9 protein-coding genes are annotated in these 19638 nt (G+C 62.4%); 7 read left to right on the top strand and 2 right to left on the bottom strand.

The features are described 5' to 3' along the window. Window positions 1-28 precede the first annotated feature (28 nt). Together ABI796_RS06640 and ABI796_RS06645 are read right to left on the bottom strand one after the other, a co-directional pair. Window positions 29-286 (bottom strand): acyl-CoA carboxylase subunit epsilon, encoded by a 258-nt coding sequence (locus ABI796_RS06640; RefSeq protein ID WP_141283677.1) that lies wholly within the window; start codon window positions 284-286, stop codon window positions 29-31. After that, a complete protein-coding gene (locus ABI796_RS06645) occupies window positions 283-1866 on the bottom strand; it encodes an acyl-CoA carboxylase subunit beta (protein ID WP_141283676.1) in 1584 nt (527 codons plus the stop codon). The genes ABI796_RS06640 and ABI796_RS06645 overlap by 4 nt, the downstream gene beginning before the upstream one ends. 212 nt (window positions 1867-2078) lie before the next feature. Here ABI796_RS06645 and ABI796_RS06650 point away from each other — a divergent pair, with 212 nt between their 5' ends. The 7 genes from ABI796_RS06650 (at window position 2079) to ABI796_RS06680 (ending at window position 19606) form a co-directional block, all read left to right on the top strand. Beyond that, a complete protein-coding gene (locus tag ABI796_RS06650; RefSeq protein WP_141283675.1) occupies window positions 2079-2969 on the top strand; it encodes an NAD(P)-dependent oxidoreductase in 891 nt (296 codons plus the stop codon). Between the two features lie 80 nt (window positions 2970-3049). After that, a complete protein-coding gene (locus ABI796_RS06655; protein WP_141283674.1) occupies window positions 3050-4000 on the top strand; it encodes a biotin--[acetyl-CoA-carboxylase] ligase in 951 nt (316 codons plus the stop codon). Continuing rightward, a complete protein-coding gene (locus ABI796_RS06660; protein ID WP_141283673.1) occupies window positions 3993-4586 on the top strand; it encodes a PH domain-containing protein in 594 nt (197 codons plus the stop codon). The genes ABI796_RS06655 and ABI796_RS06660 overlap by 8 nt, the downstream gene beginning before the upstream one ends. Continuing rightward, window positions 4576-5754: an adenylate/guanylate cyclase domain-containing protein gene (locus ABI796_RS06665; RefSeq protein WP_141283672.1), complete on the top strand. Its 1179-nt coding sequence runs from the start codon at window positions 4576-4578 to the stop codon at window positions 5752-5754. The genes ABI796_RS06660 and ABI796_RS06665 overlap by 11 nt, the downstream gene beginning before the upstream one ends. Window positions 5755-6064: 310 nt before the next feature. Then, window positions 6065-12199, top strand: coding sequence for an Ig-like domain-containing protein (locus tag ABI796_RS06670; RefSeq protein WP_141283671.1), 6135 nt, complete (start codon window positions 6065-6067; stop codon window positions 12197-12199). 250 nt (window positions 12200-12449) lie between these two features. Further along, window positions 12450-18557 (top strand): Ig-like domain-containing protein, encoded by a 6108-nt coding sequence (locus tag ABI796_RS06675; protein ID WP_141283670.1) that lies wholly within the window; start codon window positions 12450-12452, stop codon window positions 18555-18557. A gap of 77 nt (window positions 18558-18634) precedes the next feature. Continuing rightward, window positions 18635-19606, top strand: coding sequence for a MoxR family ATPase (locus ABI796_RS06680; RefSeq protein ID WP_141283669.1), 972 nt, complete (start codon window positions 18635-18637; stop codon window positions 19604-19606). Window positions 19607-19638: the final 32 nt, after the last annotated feature.

The following is a 19638-nucleotide window of genomic DNA, read 5'->3' on the forward strand; positions in this document are numbered from 1 at the left end:
TGTTGAACTCTTCTACGGCAGGGAAAAATTACCCGCGGCTGCGCTTCCACGCGCCGGGCCCCGGTGTGGGGTCCAGGCGGAGTTGCTGGCGGCGCACCCAATGCCGAACATTCGGCTTCGACGCGGCAGCCTCCGAAGGAGCGCCGAGGGAAACCACGACGGCGGCAATCGCCGCCAGCTCTTCGGCCGTCGGTTCGCCCTTGACCACCGAAAACAGCGGCGCAGCGGCTGCTTCAGCGGGAACCTGATCAGGCGCGGCGTCGGCGCGATGCTTTGGCGCGCTCACAGCGGGATGTTTCCGTGCTTCTTGGTGGGCAGGCTTGCACGCTTGTCGCGGAGTGCGCGGAGGCCACGGATGATCTGCAAGCGGGTGTCCGAGGGGGCAATGACTGCGTCGATGTAGCCCAGCTGTGCGGCCTGGTAGGGGTTGAGGAGTTCTTCCTCGTAGCCCTGAATGATCTCGGCGCGCTTGGCTTCGACGTCTCCGCCGGCTTCTGCTACGGCAGCCAGGTCCCGACGGTAGAGGATATTAACGGCACCTTGGGCACCCATGACGCCGATCTGGGCGGTGGGCCATGCAAGGTTCAGGTCAGCGCCCAGCTTCTTTGAGCCCATCACGATGTACGCGCCACCATAAGCCTTGCGGGTGATGACGGTGAGCTTGGGAACGGTTGCTTCAGCGTAGGCGTAGAGAAGCTTGGCGCCGCGGCGGATGATGCCCTGGAACTCCTGGTCTTTACCGGGCAGGAAGCCGGGGACGTCAACCAGCGTGATGATGGGAACATTGAAGGCATCGCAATGGCGGACAAACCGGGCTGCCTTCTCCGAGGCGGAGATGTCCAGTGTTCCCGCGAACTGCATGGGCTGGTTTGCTACGATCCCTACGGTGTGACCCTCAACGCGGCCGTAACCGATGATCACGTTGGGCGCGTACAAGGACTGCATTTCGAGGAAGTGGGCGTCGTCCACGATCTGCTCAATGACCTTGCGCATGTCGTACGGCTGGTTGGCGGAATCGGGGATCAGTCCGTCCAGCGCGTGGTCGTCGTCGTTGAGTTCCAGTTCCTGGTCATGCTCCACCACGGGCGCTTCGGAGAGGTTGTTGGAGGGCAGGAAGTCCAGGAGTTCACGGACGAACTCAATGGCGTCTGCTTCATCGGAAGCGAGGTAGGTGGAGGTGCCGGTGGTGGCGTTGTGCTGCCGCGCGCCACCCAGGGTTTCCATGTCCACGTCCTCACCGGTGACCGTCTTGATGACGTCAGGGCCGGTAATGAACATGTGGGACGTCTTGTCCACCATGACCACGTAATCGGTCAGGGCGGGTGAGTAGGCGGCGCCACCGGCGCATGGGCCCATGATGAGGGAGATCTGGGGGACTACACCGGATGCATGGACGTTGTTGCGGAAGATGTCCGCGAACATGGCCAGTGAGGCGACGCCTTCCTGGATGCGCGCCCCGCCGCCGTCGTTGATTCCTACTACGGGGCAACCGTTGCGGAGGGCGAACTCCTGGACTTTGACGATTTTTTCGCCGTTGACCTGGCTCAGCGAACCGCCATAGACGCTGAAGTCCTGGCTGTAGATGGCGATCAGGCGGCCGTCCACGGTGCCATAGCCGGAGACCACGCCGTCACCGAGCGGCTTCTTCTTTTCCATGCCGAAGGCTGTGGAGCGGTGCACTGCCAGGGCGTCGAACTCCACGAAGGATCCCGGGTCAACCAGGAGATCAATGCGTTCGCGGGCGGTGTTCTTTCCGCGTGCGTGCTGCTTCTCAATGGCTTCCGGGCCGGAAGGCTGCTCTGCACGTGCCTGGCGATCGCGGAAGTCGGCAATCTTTCCCGCTGTCGTTGTCAGATCGTGGCTCATCAAGTGTCTCCGGCTCTGTAGCTGATTTTCGTCGGCGCAGTTCGTTGCAGTTCGCAAAGCTTAAGTAGCTTCCGTACAAAGAAACGGCCCCGCAGGCCAGTCTAGTGACGCCTTTGCCGCGAACCGCTGTAGAAACCCTACAATTTTCAGCCCCCAAGCCAAAGCCATCACTATGTTACCCGTCAGTAACATAGGTGAGTTAGAGTGTCTCCATGACATCAAGCAACGGCGCTTCCTCCGCCTCCACAGAGGGTCAAACGCAACGCACCAGCCCTTATGTGGCCACCGCTTCGCTCAAGGGCAAAACCATCCTGATGTCCGGCGGCAGCCGGGGCATCGGCCTGGCCATCGCCACCCGGGCGGCCCGGGATGGCGCCAACATTGTGCTCATGGCCAAGACCGGGGATCCCCATCCCAAACTCGAAGGCACCGTTTTCACCGCCGCGGAACAACTGGTGGAAGCAGGCGGCCAGGCGCTGCCGCTTGTGGGGGACGTCCGCAATGATGACGACGTCGCCGCAGCAGTAGCCGCCGCCGTCGAGCGTTTCGGGGGGATTGACGTTGTGGTCAACAACGCCTCGGCGATCGACCTCTCCCGCACCGACGCCGTGGACATGAAACGCTACGACCTCATGCAGGACATCAACGTCCGTGGAACGTTCCTGCTCTCCAAGCTGGCCCTGCCTGCGCTGCGCGAATCAAGCCACGGCCACATCCTCACCCTGTCCCCGCCCCTGAACCTGGACCCCAAATGGGCCGGCATGCACCTGGCCTACACCATGGCCAAGTACGGGATGAGCCTGACCACCCTGGGACTCGCCGAAGAGCTGAAGAACGACGGCGTCTCGGTCAACTCGCTCTGGCCATGCACCTTGATTGACACCGCCGCAATCCGCAACATGCCCGGCGGGCAGCAGATGGTGCGGGCCGCCCGCGGACCGGAAATCATGGCTGACGCTGCCCATGCGGTGCTGACGGGATCGGGCTCCACGGGAAACTTCTACACGGACGAGGAAGTGCTGCGCTCTGCCGGCGTGTTGGACTTCACTCCCTACAGCCTCGGCGCACCCGAGGACCGCTTGGTGCCGGACATCTTCCTCTAAGCGGATCTTCCCGGCGGATTCCCAGCCGTTTTCGGGGCGGGCAACATCCGCCGGACGCTGCAACTGGATAGGATTCAGCTATGGATGCCGAACAGCCAGAGAGCAGTGAACCCCAGGCCTCGTCCGGAGGGGTCTCTTCCGGCGGTGACCCGTCCGCGCAGCCTCGTGAAGCTCTGGACCGTGATGCTCTGCTCCAGCCGGAGTTCCTGGCGGCCACGGGCATCTCTCATCTGGACATAGTTCAATCCACGGGCTCTACCAACCAGGACCTTGTACGGGCTGTGACAGTGGAGCCCAAAAAGTGGGCCGACCTTTCCGTGTTGACCGCTGAACACCAGACGGCGGCGCGTGGCAGGCTGGATCGCCACTGGGAATCACCCGAACGCTCGGCGGTTTCGGTTTCCATGGTGTTGCGCCCGGTCACGGCTGAGGGCATGCCGGTCCCCACCCAAAGCTATTCCTGGCTTTCGCTGCTTGCTGCTGTGGCGTTGCGGGAGGCCCTGCAGGAAACTGCGGGCGTCACCGCTGAGATCAAGTGGCCCAACGACGTCCTGGTCAACGGACGCAAGGTGGCAGGGATCCTGGCGCAAATGACTCCCCTGGGCGACGGCTCTGTTCCGGCAGTCATCCTGGGCGTTGGGCTCAACGTGTCCCTGGCCCAGGAAGAACTGCCGGTTCCCACGGCAACATCGCTTGCCCTGGAGGGGGCAACCACCACCGACCGCACCGCGTTGCTGAAGAGCTACCTGTCCCGCTTTGCACGGCTTTACCGCAGCTTCTGCAACTCCGAAGGGGACCCTGCGGCCGGTTTGGTGGGCGGCCCTTCGCTTCATAAGCGCGTTGAGTCGGCCATGGTCACGTTGGGCCGCGAAGTGCGGGCACACTTGCCCGGGGATCACGAACTCGTGGGGCATGCCTCGCGTTTGGACGAGCACGGCTCGTTGCTGGTGGTGGACCACGGTGGCAGGGAGCATGTTGTGACAGCCGGCGATGTGGTGCATTTGCGTGCCACAGAAAGCGGTTATGCGTAAAGAGTTACTCCCGGGGGAGCAGGTCATCACCATCACGCGCCAACAGGCCCGCTCACTCTTTTTTCCGGTGCTGGCCTTCATTGTGGTCCCTGCCGCTGCCGGCTTTGCCTGTGCTTGGATTGTCAGGGAAAACCCGCAACGCCTTGCGCCGTTCATCACAGCGGCGTGGACACCGTGGCTCATTGGAGCGGTGCTTGTCCTCGCCGGGTGGTTCCTTGCTGCGTTCAGCCTCAAGCGGGTGTTGCGCTGGCGTTCGGTCAAGTACATCCTGACGAGCAGGCGCGTACTTGCCAGAAACGGAATGTTCAGGCGGAATGATTGGCAGGTTTCGCTGATGGCCATCCACAACGTAGGTGTCCACCAGAGCATGCTCCAACGCTCATTGCACTCGGGGAATATATCCTTGGATACCGGGCACTCCGGAATAGCCGTCCTGACCGACGTTCCCGAAGTGGGGAAGTTCCGCGGTTTCATTCTTGACGCCATGGACGAACTTCCGCAGGGTGAGGTTTTTGAGGGTGAAGTACTGAGGGATTTCGAAGAATTGCCGTGGGAGTTTAAAGAAGGTGGAAGAGATGAGCGTTGAGGATCAGCAGTCCGGCGAGGACCTGGACCAGGAGTTCGACGCCGTACCGGAACCTTCCGTGGACGAGGATACTGAGGCCGGGCCTGCTCCGACGCCGGTGCCCACCGGGCCGCCCACTGGTGTGATGTCAGCTGAACGGCTGGCTATTAAAGCGCTCGAGGCGAAGCTCCTTGGCGGAGAACGCAAGCTTCGGCGTCGTGAAGTTGCTGCCGGTGCAGGCGTGTCCATCCTGTCCGCGCGGAAAATCTGGCGTGCGCTGGGATTCCCTAACTTTGGCGACGAGGATGTTGCGTTCACCGAACGCGACCAGGCTGCTCTGTCCAGCATCCTGGACCTGGTCCGTGCCGGCCTCCTGACTGAAGAAGCCGCTATCTCCGTGACCCGTTCCATCGGGCAAATGACGGACCGGATGGTGGTCTGGCAGATCGAAGCCTTGGTGGAGGATATGGTTTCCGAGCAGGGAATCCCTGATGCCGTGGCACGTAAGCAACTGGTGGGCCAATTGCCGGCGTTGGTGGATTCCCTTGAAGAAATCCTGGTGTATTCCTACCGGCGTCAGCTCAACGCGGGAGTTCAACGCCTTGCCGTTAGGGCTGAGGCCGGATTGCAGGCGAGCGAAGAGGGCCGGGAAGGCGACGAAGACGATTCACCGTTGCCGTTGGCCCGGGCAGTCGGATTCGCTGATCTTGTCTCCTACACCAGCCTCTCGAGGCGTATGAACGAAAAAACGCTGGCCCAATTGGTGCAGCGTTTTGAAAACAAGTGCGCCGAGATCATTTCCGTGGGTGGCGGACGACTGGTCAAGACCGTGGGCGACGAAGTCCTGTACATAGCGGAGACCCCCGCGGCGGGAGCCGAAATCTCCCTGGCCCTGGCCCAAGCGTTCACCGAGGACGAGATCCTCCCGCAGTGCCGGGTGTCCATGGTGTGGGGCCGGATTCTCTCCAGGCTTGGCGATATCTACGGGCCCACGGTCAACCTTGCTGCCCGGCTGACCACGCTGGCGCAGCCCGGGACGGTGCTCGTGGACGCCATGACCGCCGCAGCCCTTGGCCAGGACGATCGCTTTGTGCTGGTTCCCCAGAAGTCGGAGAACGTCCGCGGCTTCGGTGAGATCCATCCCGTGATGCTCGCCCGCGGCCGGGGCAAGGGTTTGGTGCTGGACTAGGCAACCAGCTGACAGCCCGTCTGGGCTGCACGCTCTCTCACGTCCCGCGGGCTTGAGCCGTTCGCTCTCTCACGTCCCGCGGGCTTGAGCCGTTCGCTCTCTCACTCTCTTCACCGAAGTGAGAGAGCGACCGGCGTTAACGGCTGTTATGTGAGAGAGCGTTGGAAATAGCTGAGGTTGCTGAGAACTGCGTCACGACTTAGCAAAACGTTGGATTAACCCGGTAGTCTTAGCGTTGTTTGTGTGTCGTGAATTGCCGTGGGGCGCGGCGATGGCTGCCTGGTGCTGCCTGGATTGTGGGGGAATGTGGATGGCTCTTCCTGACGGAACCGGAAACCGCCGTGCCAGGAATCGCCGGCGGAAGGTCATATCGGCAACCGCTTTTTCTGTCGCTGCTGCAGTCCTGGTGACCGGTGCCATCCTTTATCCGGGGTTCAAGACCGCTGAAGTGGACCTCAATGATGGCGGCGTCTGGGTAGTCAGCAAGTCCAAAAATGCCGCCGGGCGCCTCAATTACCCCTCCAAGTCCCTGGACGGCGCGGTGACCCCGGCCAGTAAGGATTTTGACGTACTCCAGCAGGCCGGTGACGTCTTTATTGACGACCCCGAAGGGGCCACCATCAACCCGGTCAGTGCAGCCAACATGCGTCTGGGCGGTGATCAGAAGCTCCCCGGCTCCGCTGACGTAAGTTTCGGCCACAAGGTGCTGGCTGTTACCGATCCCTCGAAAGGCAAGGTCTGGGCTCTCTCCGCTGGATCCGTGGGCGGGTTCAGCGATGAGTCTGAGCCGCTGTTCGAGCAGTCGCCCGGAATTGTCTCCGTTGTAGGCGTGGACGACACCATCCACACCGTTGACCCGGAGTCCGGCAGCGTCACCGCAACGAAGGTGGACGCCAACGGCAAATCAGTGGATTCCCAGGTCCGCACGGACGCCGCCCTCAAGGGCGCCGGTGACCTTCAGCTGACGGCCGTGGGGGACAAAGCAGTGGTCCTCAATGAGGCCTCGGGAAACATCGTTCTTCCGGGCGGTGCAACAGTGCACCTGGACGATGCCCGCGACGCCAAGCTGCAGCAGGCCGGACCAGCAGCGGATTTCGTGGCCATCGCCACCACCAAAGCCCTCCTGCTTCAGCCATTGGACGGTGGAACAGCCAAAACCGTGCGGCCTGACGGCGAAGGCATTCCAGCAGCGCCCGTGCAGTTGGGGACGTGCACTTATGGGGCGTGGTCCGGTGCCAACAAGTACATCCGCGAATGCAGCAACGAGGCTGACAACCGCCGCGCCGATGTCCCCAAGGCGAGTGCATCGCCGTCGTACGTTTTCCGGGTCAACCGCGAACTTGTGGTTCTGAATGACGTAAACTCCGGCAACGTCTGGATGGTCAACCAGAATATGCAGTTGGTGAACAACTGGGATGACGTCATCCCGCCCCAACAGACCTCGGACGACGCCGACAAGGACTCGGCGGATGAAGTCCAGCAGACGGTCCTCCCGGACCGCAGCAAACCGAACACGCCGCCAGTGGCCAAACCGGACGCCTTTGGCGTGCGTGCGGGCAAGACCACCCTGCTGCCAGTGCTGGATAATGACGCGGACACCGACGGTGATGTCCTGACAGTCTCTGCTGACCAAGCGGTGAAATCGGGCGCCTTGGCGCCGGTCTATGGCGGCACGGGTTTCCAGATCTCCGTCCCGGCGGACCAAGCAGGCTCTGAAACGTTCAAGTACTCCGTGGATGATGGCCGCGGTGGGACGGCCTCCGCCGACGTTGACCTCCGGATTGTTCCAGCCGGTGAGAATAACGCTCCCCGGCAAAAGCCCAACCGGAACAATGCCTTGGTGGTGCAATCGGGGAAGATCGCCAATCAGTACGTCCTCAATGACTGGCTTGATCCCGACGGCGATGACATCTTTGCTGTTGCTGCCGTCAGCAGTGATCCCGCCGATCAAGTTCGCATCAGGCCAGACGGGCTATTGACCTTCCAGGATTCCGGAGCCGGGCCGGGAAAGAAGACCATCGCCGTTTCGGTCTCCGACGGCACCCTCAGTGCTGAGGGGCGTATCAGTGTGGACGTTCGTGCTCCGGGTGCCCTGCCGCCTATCGCAAACGCGGATCACGTGGTTGCAGTGGCCGGCCAGGATACGGTGATTGCCCCGCTGAAGAATGACACTGATCCGCAGAGCGGCGCGCTCCGGCTTGCTCAGGCCCAACCGGATGAACAAGCCACGGCCGTCATCGGTCCGGACCAGCAAACGTTCACGTTCAACTCCACCACCGTGGGCGCGCATTACGTCACGTATATGGTGACCAACGGCCCGGCAAGCGCGCAGCAATTGGTGCGGGTGGATGTGGTGTCCGGCAACAACGACGGCGCGCCTGTTGCCGTCCGCGACATCGCACTTCTGCCCAGTGGCGGCAGCACCGTGGTAGACGTGCTCGGCAATGACTCGGATCCCGCGGGCGGGGTACTGGTGGTCCAATCGGTCACGGCGGAGGACGGACTCCCAGTGACCGTAGCGGTTCTGGATCATTCGGTGGTCAAAGTAACCGACGTCCATGCAACGGGTCAGTTGTCACTGAAATACACCATTTCCAATGGCAAGGCCTCGGCCACCGGAGACATCTCCGTCCAGGTGGTTCCTGCTCCCAGTAAGCTGCAGGCGCCGCAGGCTAAACCTGACGAGGTGTCTGTCCGCGTGGGCGATGTTGTTACCATCCCCGTCTTGGAGAACGATTCAGACCCCAACGGCGGCGAATTGACCCTGGACCCGGCACTGGCGCAGCAGCCGGACCCGGCGGATGGCCGGATGTTCATTGCCGGCAACACCCTGCGCTTCATTGCAGGCGAAGTCCCCAAGACTGTTTATGCCATCTACAAGGTCAGCAATGCGTCCGGCCAGACCGACTCCCAGCAAGTCACCATCCGCATCCGTGCCCGCGATGACGCCACCAACACCCGGCCCGAGCCGCGAAACCTGACCGCCCGGGTGGTAGCCGGCATGACCGTCAAGATCCCTGTGCCGTTGGATGGCATTGACGCCGACGGCGACTCCGTCCAACTCATCGGCGTGGACAAAGCACCCGCGCTCGGGACCGCCATAGTCCGGGACGGTTACATGGAGTTCACTGCTGCCGCTACGTCTGCGGGTACTGACACGTTCAGCTACCGCGTACGGGACCGGATCGGAGCGGAGAACACCGGCACCGTAATTGTGGGCATTGCGCCGGCAGAGGCGAACAACCAAAAGCCGATCGCCGTGGATGATGCCATTGATGTCCGGCCAGGGCGTCGCATTGCGGTGGATGCCCTCAAGAACGACTCAGACCCCGACGGCGATCCCATTGGCCTGGTGAGTTCCTTCGAGGCGAACCCGGAACTGCAGGTGGAAGCCGCTAATGGCAAGGTCCTCCTGACCGCCCCGGGCGTCACCGGGAATGAAAGCATCAGCTACCGGATCCAGGACGACAAAAAGGCCGAAGCCAGCGCCGTCATCAGGGTTCAAACAAGTCCGACGGCGGCCCTCCACGTTCCCATTGCGGTGGATGATCGCATCACGCTGGCGGAAACGCTCGGCAAGACCGCTGTGGACGTCCCGGTACTGAAAAATGACTCGGACCCGGACGGTGTGGCGGAGGATTTGACCATCACCTTGCCCGACGCGAATCCGAACGCACGGGTGGGTACCGCTGGAAACGTTGTGGTGACTCTCGCTCCCCAGGACCAGCTGATCCCGTACACCGTGACGGACATGGACGGGCAAACGGCCACTGCGGTGATGTGGATTCCCGGTCAGGGCCTGCAGTATCCAACCCTTTCCAAAACCGAACCCGTGGAAGTCATGTCCGGCAAGGAAGTCACTCTCTCGCTCCAGGAATACGTCCGGGTGCGGGAAGGCCGCCAACCCCGGCTTACTGTTGCGGATAAGGTCCGTGTTCAGGGAGCCGATCCCAACAACGTCATAGCCGGAGATGGAAATGCGCTGCGGTATGCAGCTCAGACCGACTACGTTGGTCCGGGATCCATCACTTTCGAGGTGACGGACGGATCCGGCCCGGACGATTCTCAAGGGCTGAAGTCCACCCTGACCATCATCACCAAGGTGATCCCGGATCCCAATGCGAACCATGCGCCTACTTTCAGCGGCGCGTCCATCGAAGCACCCAAGGGTGAAACCACCGAGCTTGAGTTGGCCAACCTTGCCAAGGACGTGGACCAGCGGGATCAGGGAAACCTGAAGTTTGAGCTGGACGGACAGCAACCTGCCGGCTTCCAAACCAAGGTGGAGGGAACGGTTCTCAAAGTCACCCCGGACCTCTCGGTGACTCCGGGCGCGGTAGGCACCTTCCCGTTGAAGGTCACGGACGGCCGCTCCGACGCTGTTCGGGCCACGGTGACCGCTACCGTGGTCTCGTCCAACAGGCCCAAGCCTGTAGCCAACGACGACTCCGTGGACAAAGCCAACGCCGGACGTTCCGAAACCATCAACGTACTGGCCAATGACTTCAACCCCTTCAATGACTCCTCGCTCACCATTGAAGGCGCCGCAGTGGAAACTGGTTCCGCCGCCGGGCAGCCCACCGTGTCAGGTGACTCCATCACGGTCACCCCGGCCGATGGCTTCAAGGGCGTCATGGTGGTTCGGTACACGGTGCTGGACAAGACCAAGGACCCCTCACGGCAGGCGGTGGGGCGCGTCAGGATCACGGTCCGGGACAAGCCCGACGCCCCGTCCGCACCTGTAGCTACCGACGTCCGCAGCCGCACCGCTGTGCTCAAGTGGGCGCCGCCGTCGGACAATGGCGCAGCCATCACCAAGTACACGGTTAAGGCGGCTGGCTTTGAGCAGGTGTGCCCCACAACCACCTGTACTCTGTCCGGGCTGACCAACAACGTGAAGTATGTCTTCACCGTGTCCGCCACCAACGAGGTGGGGGACTCGCCGGCGTCCATAGCGTCCAACGAGATACGGCCCGACGAGAAGCCTTCGCCGCCTGATGCTCCCACGGTAAAAGCCGGTGACAAGAACTTGGCCATCACGTGGACCCCGGCCAAGACCGAGGGCTCTCCGGTAAAGCACTACAACCTGGAGATTTCTCCGCCGCCAGCCAACGGCATTGCCGTGAAGAATGAGGTCACCGGGTTGAGCTACACCTGGCCTGGACTGACAAATGGCGTGAAGTACAAGGTCCGTGCCCAGGCCGTCAACGAGCTCGGCCCATCGGACTGGGGCATGTACTCCCTGGAGGACAACCCTGCTGGTCTTCCTGGAGCCCCGGCTGCCCCCACCACGGCCGTGGTGGAGTCCGTGGGAACCAATAACCAGATCCGCGCGGACTGGGCGGAGCCGGATATCAACGGCGACCCCATCAAGATGTACTACGTCACCATGAGCGGTGGTAACGGCGTTCCCCAGACGCAGACTGTCCCTGGAAACGTCCGATCAGCAACCTTCACTGCGCAGAACAACGAGACCGGCTACACCTTTACTGTCCAAGCGGAAAACAAGGCCGGGAAGGGCGGCGTCAGCGCACCTTCGGCGCCGCGTCGCGCCACGGGCAAGCTGGGCACCGTACAGAACGTCTCCGTAACGCCGGCCAACACCGGGGGAGCGGGACGGGCGGTCACCATCAACTTCGCAGTCCTCAGCCAGGAACAACGCAATGGTTCTACTGCTAACGAGGTCAGCTACCGCTACCTGGCCAGTACCGGTCAGTCCGGCCCCATCACGCCTGGACAGACGGTCAGCGGTTTTGCCAACGGGCAGGCTACGTCCATTACGGTGACCGCAGTGTCTTCAGTGGCGCCGAGTTCCAATGCCAGCGCTCCGGCAACCACCACTCCGTACGGTTCCCCCGGTACACCATCTGCTTCGGGCGCCAACGGCGGGCAAAACCAGACCACGCTGACGCTGAACTGGTCCTCGCCATCCACAGGCAGCAACGACGTCGCAGTGACCAAAATCAGGATCACCGGCGGTGGAACTGACACCGGGTGGATCAACGAATCCGCGTCCGGCAGCCGCGTGGTCAACACCGGTGGCTACAACCAGACGCGCACCATTGAGGTGCAGACGTTCAACTCCGTGGGAACGGGCGGCGGCGTTGCCTCTGCCAGCGCACAGAGCGGTCCGCAGAAGACCTCGTGGGACGCGACCCTGCCTCCCGGTAGCTACCGCACCTGCACGGATACCGCACCGTCGGGCCAGACGTCCTGGGATCCAAAACCAAATGAACACACGTGCGGTGGAAAGGTCTACGGCGCCCCGTGGCAGTACGAATCCAATGGTGCATTCACGGTTAATTGCTTCGTCTACCGCAGCACGCCGTACATCAACTACGCAGCGTGGTACCGCCTGACCAGCGGCCCCAACGCAGGCCGCTTCATCGCCCAGGGCAACACCACCTTGGGAGACCCCGGACCCCACCAGATTCCGCAATGCTGAGGCATGGGAAATCGGGGCGCCGGGCAGTTGTCCCCATCGCGCCCGCGGCCAGGGAGACAGTACGCTGTCAAAGCCAATGGATAGCCCGCTCCCGGGTTTCCTTGGTTGACCGCTGGGCGGGTGGGATAGTCTTAGGGACTGAAAATTCCGCCGCCGTACGGGGGAACTGCGGAATGTACGGCTGCCGGCATCTGCCGGTTGGCCTGGAAGCCACTGGGGAGCGGCTGGACACAAAGGGAATTTTGGGGCTGTGAGAACTTTCTTCGGCAAGCTGGGGCTGAAAAAGCGTCAACACAAGAAACTGGTAGCGGGAACTGCTGTCACCGCAGCGGGCGCTTTGCTGATCACCGGGGCCATCCTGTACCCGGGTTTCAAGACCACTGAGGTGGACTTGAACGACGGCGGCGTGTGGGTGGTGAGCAAAACCAAGAACGCCGTGGGTCGATTGAACTATCCGTCCCGCGTCCTTGATGGGGCCGTGACCCCCGCTACCACTACCTTTGATGTTCTGCAGCATGACGGCAACGTCTTTGTGGATGATGAGTCCGGCTCCACTATCAACCAGGTCTCTGCCGCGAATCTGAAGCTGGGCGGCGACAAGCAGCTGCCGTCGTCGTCGCAGGTCAGCTATGGCTCCACCGTGCTTTCGGTCACCGATCCTGCCCGCGGCAAAGTCTGGGCTTTGTCCCCTTCCACCGTTAACGGCTTCGACGAAGAAGGAACCGAGCCTGTTCTGACCGGCTCGCCGGGCATGGTGTCGGCGGTGGGTTCTGATAACAGGATCTACACGGCGGATCCCGGAAAGGGCGAAATTACCGTCACCACGGTGGACCCGAACGGCGAACGGACCGACTCGCAGATCACCAAAGTGGACGAGCTCAAAGGTGCCGGTGATCTTCAAATAACGGTGGTGGGCGATAAGCCCGTAGTCCTGGACGCCGCCTCAGGTAACCTTTTCCTGCCCGGTGGCCGCAAGCTGCAACTGGCCGATGCCCGCGAAGCCAAGCTCCAGCAGAGCAGCGAAGAGAGCAGCTTCGTGGCCATTGCCACGCAGAAGGCCCTCCTGAAGCAGCCCCTTGATGGCTCCACCGCAGCAACGGTTAATGCCGACGGCGAAGGCGTCCCCGCGGCGCCCGTCCAGGTCAGCAAGTGTGTCCACTCGGCCTGGTCCGGTGCCAACAAATATGTCCGCGACTGCGAAAACGACGCCGACGACAAGAAGAACGACGTCCCCAAGGCCAGTGCCTCCCCAAGCTACGTTTTCCGTGTGAACCGGGACCTGGTGGTCCTTAACGACGTCAACTCCGGCAGCGTGTGGCTGGTCAACCAGAACATGCAGCTGGTGAACAACTGGGACGATGTTGTTCCGCCCAAGAACCAGTCCGATGACCAGGACCAGGAGTCCGCGGACAACAACACCATCAACGTCCTCCCGGACCGCACCAAGCCCAACCGTCCGCCTGAGACCAAACCGGACGAGCACGGTGTCCGGCCCGGCCGGACCTCCATCCTGAGTGTCCTGGACAACGATTCGGACCCCGACGGCGATGTCCTCACCGCTTCAGTGGGTGCCAATGGCCCCAAGATGGGTGCGCTGGAAAATATCTATGGAGGCTCGGCCTTCCAAATCAAGGTTCCGGCTGATGCCAAGCCGGGAACTGAAGTCTTTGACTACAACGCCGCCGATGGCCGTGATTTGTCCGCGGGCGGCAAGGTCACCCTTCGCGTAGTAGCTCCCGAGGAGAACAAGCCGCCGCTCTTCAAGCGTGGTGAGCCCACCACCATGCTGGTGGAGCAGGGCAAGTCCGTCAGCCAGAACATTTTGACCGACTGGATGGATCCTGACGGCGATGACCTGGTCCTTCTGGACGCGAAGTCGGACAACGATCAGGACCAGGTGAAGGTTCGCCGCGATGGTCTGCTCACTTACCAGGATTCCGGTGCCGCACCGGGCAAGAAAAACGTCACCATCACCGTGTGGGACGGCCGCGCCACCACCACCGGACGCATCGTGGTCAATGTGCAACCGCCCGGTGCCCTCGCGCCCGTAGTCAACGCGGACCACGTTACTGCCGTGGTTGGCCAGGACCTGGTGATCGCACCGTTGAAGAATGATGTCGATCCCAACGGTGGTGCCCTTCGCGTGGCTCACGTTGAGGCGGCTGGCCCGGCGGAGCTGGGTCCAGTGACCGACGGCGGTACCTTCACCTTCCGGAGCGCCACTCCCGGCCCGATTTACCTCACTTACATCGCCAGCAACGGGCCCCAAAGCAGCCAGGGGCTGATCCGTGTGGACGTGGAATCGGGCAAGGATGCAGGGGCCCCGGTTGCCGTTCACGACGTTGCCCTGCTCCCTGTGGGCGGCAGCGTTCTGGTTGATCCGTTGGCCAATGACTCTGATCCCTCGGGTGGGGTGCTGGTCCTTCAATCCGTCACGGTGCAAGACGGCTCTTCGGCCTCGGTGAGCGTGATCGACCACAGTGTCCTTCGCGTCACGGACGTCCTTGGCGCCAAGGAACCTTTCGTCTTCAGCTACACCATGTCCAACGGCCGTGCCTCGGCCACCGGGACAGTGGGCGTCGTCCCGGTGCCGGCGCCCGCCGTCGTGGAGGCTCCCCAGCCCAAACCCGACGAAGTCAACGTGCGCGTGAACGACGTCGTGACCATTCCTGTCCTGGACAATGACACCCACCCGCAGGGTGAGGAACTGTCCGTTGACCCGGTGCTGGCACAGAGCATTCCGGAAGAGGACGGCAAGGCGTTCATTTCCGAGAAGACACTTCGCTTCATCGCAGGCCCCACGCCGAAAACCGTGCGGGCCATCTACAACGCGGTTGATCCGCAGGGCCAGAAGAGCGCCGCAGCGGTCACCATCCATATCCTCCCGCTCGAGGGCACCCAGAATTCGCGTCCGCAGCCGCAAAACCTGACGGCCCGGGTAGTGGCCGGTGGCAGCGTCAGGATTCCGGTCCCGTTGGACGGCATAGACCCCGACGGCGACTCCGTGCAGCTCACCGGAATCGACAGCACACCCACCATGGGTACCGCGACGGCGGGCAGCAGCTTCATCGATTTCGTTGCGGCCGGTGACGGCGCAGGTACGGACACGTTCCGGTACAAGGTGATTGACCGGCAGGGCGCGGTAAACACAGGAACGGTAACGGTAGGCGTAGCTCCACGTGGCGAGGATAACCAAAAGCCTGCTCCAGTGGATGACGAGGTGAAGGTCCGTCCGGGCCGTCAGATCGCAATTGATGCGACCGCGAACGACACCGACCCCGACGGCGACATCATCCGTATCCTCACAGACAGCATTGAAGCGGATGCCGGACTTGATGCCAAGGTCAGTCAGACCAGCGGGCGGATCCTGGTGACCGCTCCGGCAGCGGAGGGCACGGTGAATGTCCGTTACTCCGTGGCCGATGACCGCGATGCGGTGGGCCAAGCCAGTATCCGCGTGGTGGTCCAGAACGATCTGCCCTTGCAGGCGCCGATTGCCCGCGATGACCGCGTGACGTCGGCACAGACGCTGGGCAAGACGGCCGTGGACGTTCCTGTCCTGAAGAACGACGAGGATCCGGACGGCGTGGGGGAGAACCTCAAGGTCGCCACCGGTTTGGACACCGCACGTCCCGGACCTGAAGGCAACGTCATTGTTGACCTCACCGAGCAGCCTCAACTGGTGCCGTACACGGTGGAGGACGTGGATGGACAGAAGTCCACGGCCATCATCTGGGTGCCCGGAATTGGGCAGCAGCTTCCCACGCTCGCCAAGGACGAGGTGGTGGAACTCGTCTCAGGCCAGTCCGTGACGGTAAACCTCTCCGAATGGGTGAAGGTCCGCGAGGGACGCTCACCGCGGTTGACCCAGACTGACCGCATCAAGCTGATCGGAGCCGACGGCAGTGACCCCATAGCCAATGGTGGCACTGCGTTGAAGTACACCGCCGGCGCGGAATACGTTGGTCCGGGTTCCATCAGCTTCGAAGTTACAGACGGAACGGGTCCGGATGACCCCAATGGCCTGAAATCCACGCTGAGCATTCGCACCAAAGTGCTGCCCGATCCCAACAAGAACAACCCCCCGGTCCTCCTGGGCAGCGAGGTGGAAGTTCCCAAGGGTGACTCTGCAAGCCTGGACCTGGAAAAGCTGACGTCAGATCCGGACTCGGATGACGTACAGAACATGAGCTACGAGCTGGCAGGTGACGCCCAAGGCGGCTTCAAGGCGAACGTGGATGGCAAGACGCTCAAAGTCTCCGCGGACGATTCCGTGCAGATCGGGCAGTCGGGCACCGTCCAGGTGAAGGCCAAGGACCGGCGCGGACTTGAAGCCGTGGCAACCTACAAGCTGTCCTTGTCGGCCTCCAACAGGCCCAAACCTGTGGCCAACGACGATGCTGAGCCGGATGCCCAATCGGGGAAGCCAGTAACAGTCAACGTGCTGGCAAATGACTCCAATCCGTTCCCGGATACTGCGCTGAAGATCGTCTCGGCTGTGACCGAAACGGGCCAGGGAACGGCTGATGTTGGGGGAGACAGTGTTACCGTCACCCCTGCAGGCGGTTTCACCGGAACCATGGTGGTGGCCTACACCGTGCAGGACAAGACCGGCGAGATTTCCCGGTATGCCACTGCCCGCATCCGTTTGACCGTCAAGGACAAGCCGGCCGCACCCACCACGCCTCTGGCTCAAAGCGTGGGGGACCAGACTGCGTTGCTGACGTGGAACGCGCCGCCGGACCGCGGCTCACCGATCACCAAGTACACCGTGTACGGGGAGAACGGCTTCACCCAGGACTGCCCCGCCAACACGTGTACGTTGACCGGGTTGACCAACAACGTGAAGTACCACTTCGCCGTCACCGCAACCAACGCGATCGACGAGTCAGACCGCTCTCCGCTGTCCGCCGAGGTCCGTCCGGACGTCAAGCCGGACACTCCAGTGGCGCCGACGCTGAAGTTCGGTGACAAGCAGCTTTCCGTGGCGTGGGTTCCTCCTGCAAGCAAGGGCTCGCCCATTAAGTCCTACGATCTTGAGATCTCGCCTGCTCCGGCAGGCCAGAACCCGCAGATCCAGAACCTCACGGGCAACAGCCATGTGTGGACCGGACTGACCAACGGCGTGGCCTACAAGGTCCGTGTCCTGGCACGCAACGACGCTAAAGAACCGTCCGAGTGGAGCACTTACTCCGCCGCGGAGATTCCTGCAGGCGTGCCGGCTACTCCTGCGGCTCCTTCAGTTGCGGGTGCCGGATCCGTAGGTACGCAGAGCCAGCTGCAGGTCAGCTGGGCAGCGCCGAACAACAACGGTGACGCCGTCTCCGCCTACACGCTTACCACCTACATGGGCGGTGCCGTGGTGGCTACCCAGTCCGTGGCGGCTACCTCGCAAAATGTCACCGTGGCGAACTCCGAAGCGGATTACACGTTCACGGTCTCGGCTACCAACAAGGCCGGCGTCAGTGGTGTCAGCCAACAATCGGCTCCCATCCGGGCTGCGGGCAAGCCCGGGATGGTGGGTGCGCCCTCGGCTGCCCTGGTTGAGACCAACGCTGATGGCGGCAAAATCCAGGTGACGTTCAATCCCTTGACAGCTGCGGAGCGAAACGGAGCCAATGTCAACGAGATCAGCTACCGGTATGCTCTGACGTCCGGTGGCGGCAGCGGTGCGATTCCCTCCGGCGGAGCTGTTGTAGCGGCCGCGAACGGAACCGACACCGCCGTAGTGGTGTGGGCAGTCTCCTCACGAAACCCTACGCCTGGTGACAGAAGCCCCGCATCAAACACTGTCAAACCCTATGGACTGGCAGCTGCGCCGGTGGTGACCGGTAGCAAGAGCAGCGGCGTCGGCGACAAGACGGTGTCCTGGACCTGGACCGCCCCCAGCGGCAACGGGCGCCCTGTGACGGGGTACCAGTACAGCCTTGACGGCGGAGCATGGACAAACACGGATCAGAGGTCGCTCTCAAGAAGTGTGGGTTACAGCCAGACCGTTACGCTTCAGGTCCGTGCGATCAGTGGCGGCCAAGCTGGCCGGGTGGGCAGCGATACATCCCGCAGTGGAGCCGAACCGCCTCCGCCGCCACCGCCCAACCCGCCGGCGCCATCGCAGATCATTGCGCACAACAGCACGTGCCCCGGAAAGCCCGGTCAAACGGACTCGTACAACCCGAGCGGCCCCACGTGTGGAGTCGGCTGGGTAGAGCGGTCCTGGGGCTGGATTGATGTCACCTGCAGGCAGGACATCTACCGCAACGGGACGCCTTGGTACAAGCTCAGCGGCTCCCCGAAGGATGGCTGGTTCGTGAAGTCAACCACCGTGGACGTGCGCAACGGCGTGCCACCGCCCTGCTGACTCCTGGCCGGCCAACCAACCAGCTCAAGCAACAACTACAACCCAACACCTCCATACCCAAGGAACAGGATCTACCGATGACCATGACAAACGAGCAGGCCGCGTGGTTTGCAGAAACGTTCGAGAAGCTCGTTGCCAACGTGGGCAAGGCCGTGTTGGGCAAGGAACACGTCATCCGGCTGACCTTCACCGCCATGATGGCCGAAGGTCACGTCTTGTTTGAAGACGCACCGGGCACGGGCAAGACCTCCCTTGCCCGCGCCTTGGCCGCGACGGTCCAGGGTTCGCACAACCGTATCCAGTTCACGCCTGACCTTCTGCCTTCTGACGTGACGGGTGTGACCATTTACGATCAGAAGACGCAGAAGTTCGAGTTCCACAAGGGCCCGGTGTTCAACAACATCGTCCTTGCTGACGAAATCAACCGTGCTTCCCCCAAGACGCAGTCCGCGCTGCTGGAGGTCATGGAGGAATCCCGTGTGACCGTGGACGGCACCACGTACGAGGCAGGCCGCCCGTTCATGGTTCTGGCTACCCAGAACCCCATTGAACAGGCCGGCACCTACCGTCTACCCGAGGCCCAGCTGGACCGCTTCCTCATCAAGACCTCCATCGGCTACCCGGACCACGCTTCCACCGTCCGGCTGCTGGGCGGGGCCAACTTGAAGGACCGCTCAAAGGACCTCACGCCGTTGATCACCACCCAGGCTGTGGCTGACATGGCGGACCTGGCAGCCACAACCCACGTGGATACTGCAGTGCTGGAGTACATTTCGCGCCTCTGCGAAGAGACCCGCAATGCCGGAGAAACCCGTCTTGGTGTTTCTGTTCGTGGCGCTCTTGCCATGGTCCGCGCTGCGAAGGTGTGGGCAGCCAGCCAGGGCAGGAACTTCGTTTTGCCCGATGACATCAAGGAGCTCGCTCCCGTGGTGTGGACGCACCGTTTGGTGATGGACCCTGAAGCTGAATTCTCCGGGGCAACCCCTGAGGTGGTCCTTGGCCGTGTCCTGGCCGACGTCGCTGCCCCGCAGCAACGCGCCAGCGCCTAAGCACCCCCCAAGCACTCTCCGAACCCCAGCTC

The organism is Paenarthrobacter aurescens, from assembly GCF_041549525.1.
GTDB classification, from domain to species: Bacteria; Actinomycetota; Actinomycetes; order Actinomycetales; family Micrococcaceae; genus Arthrobacter; species Arthrobacter aurescens.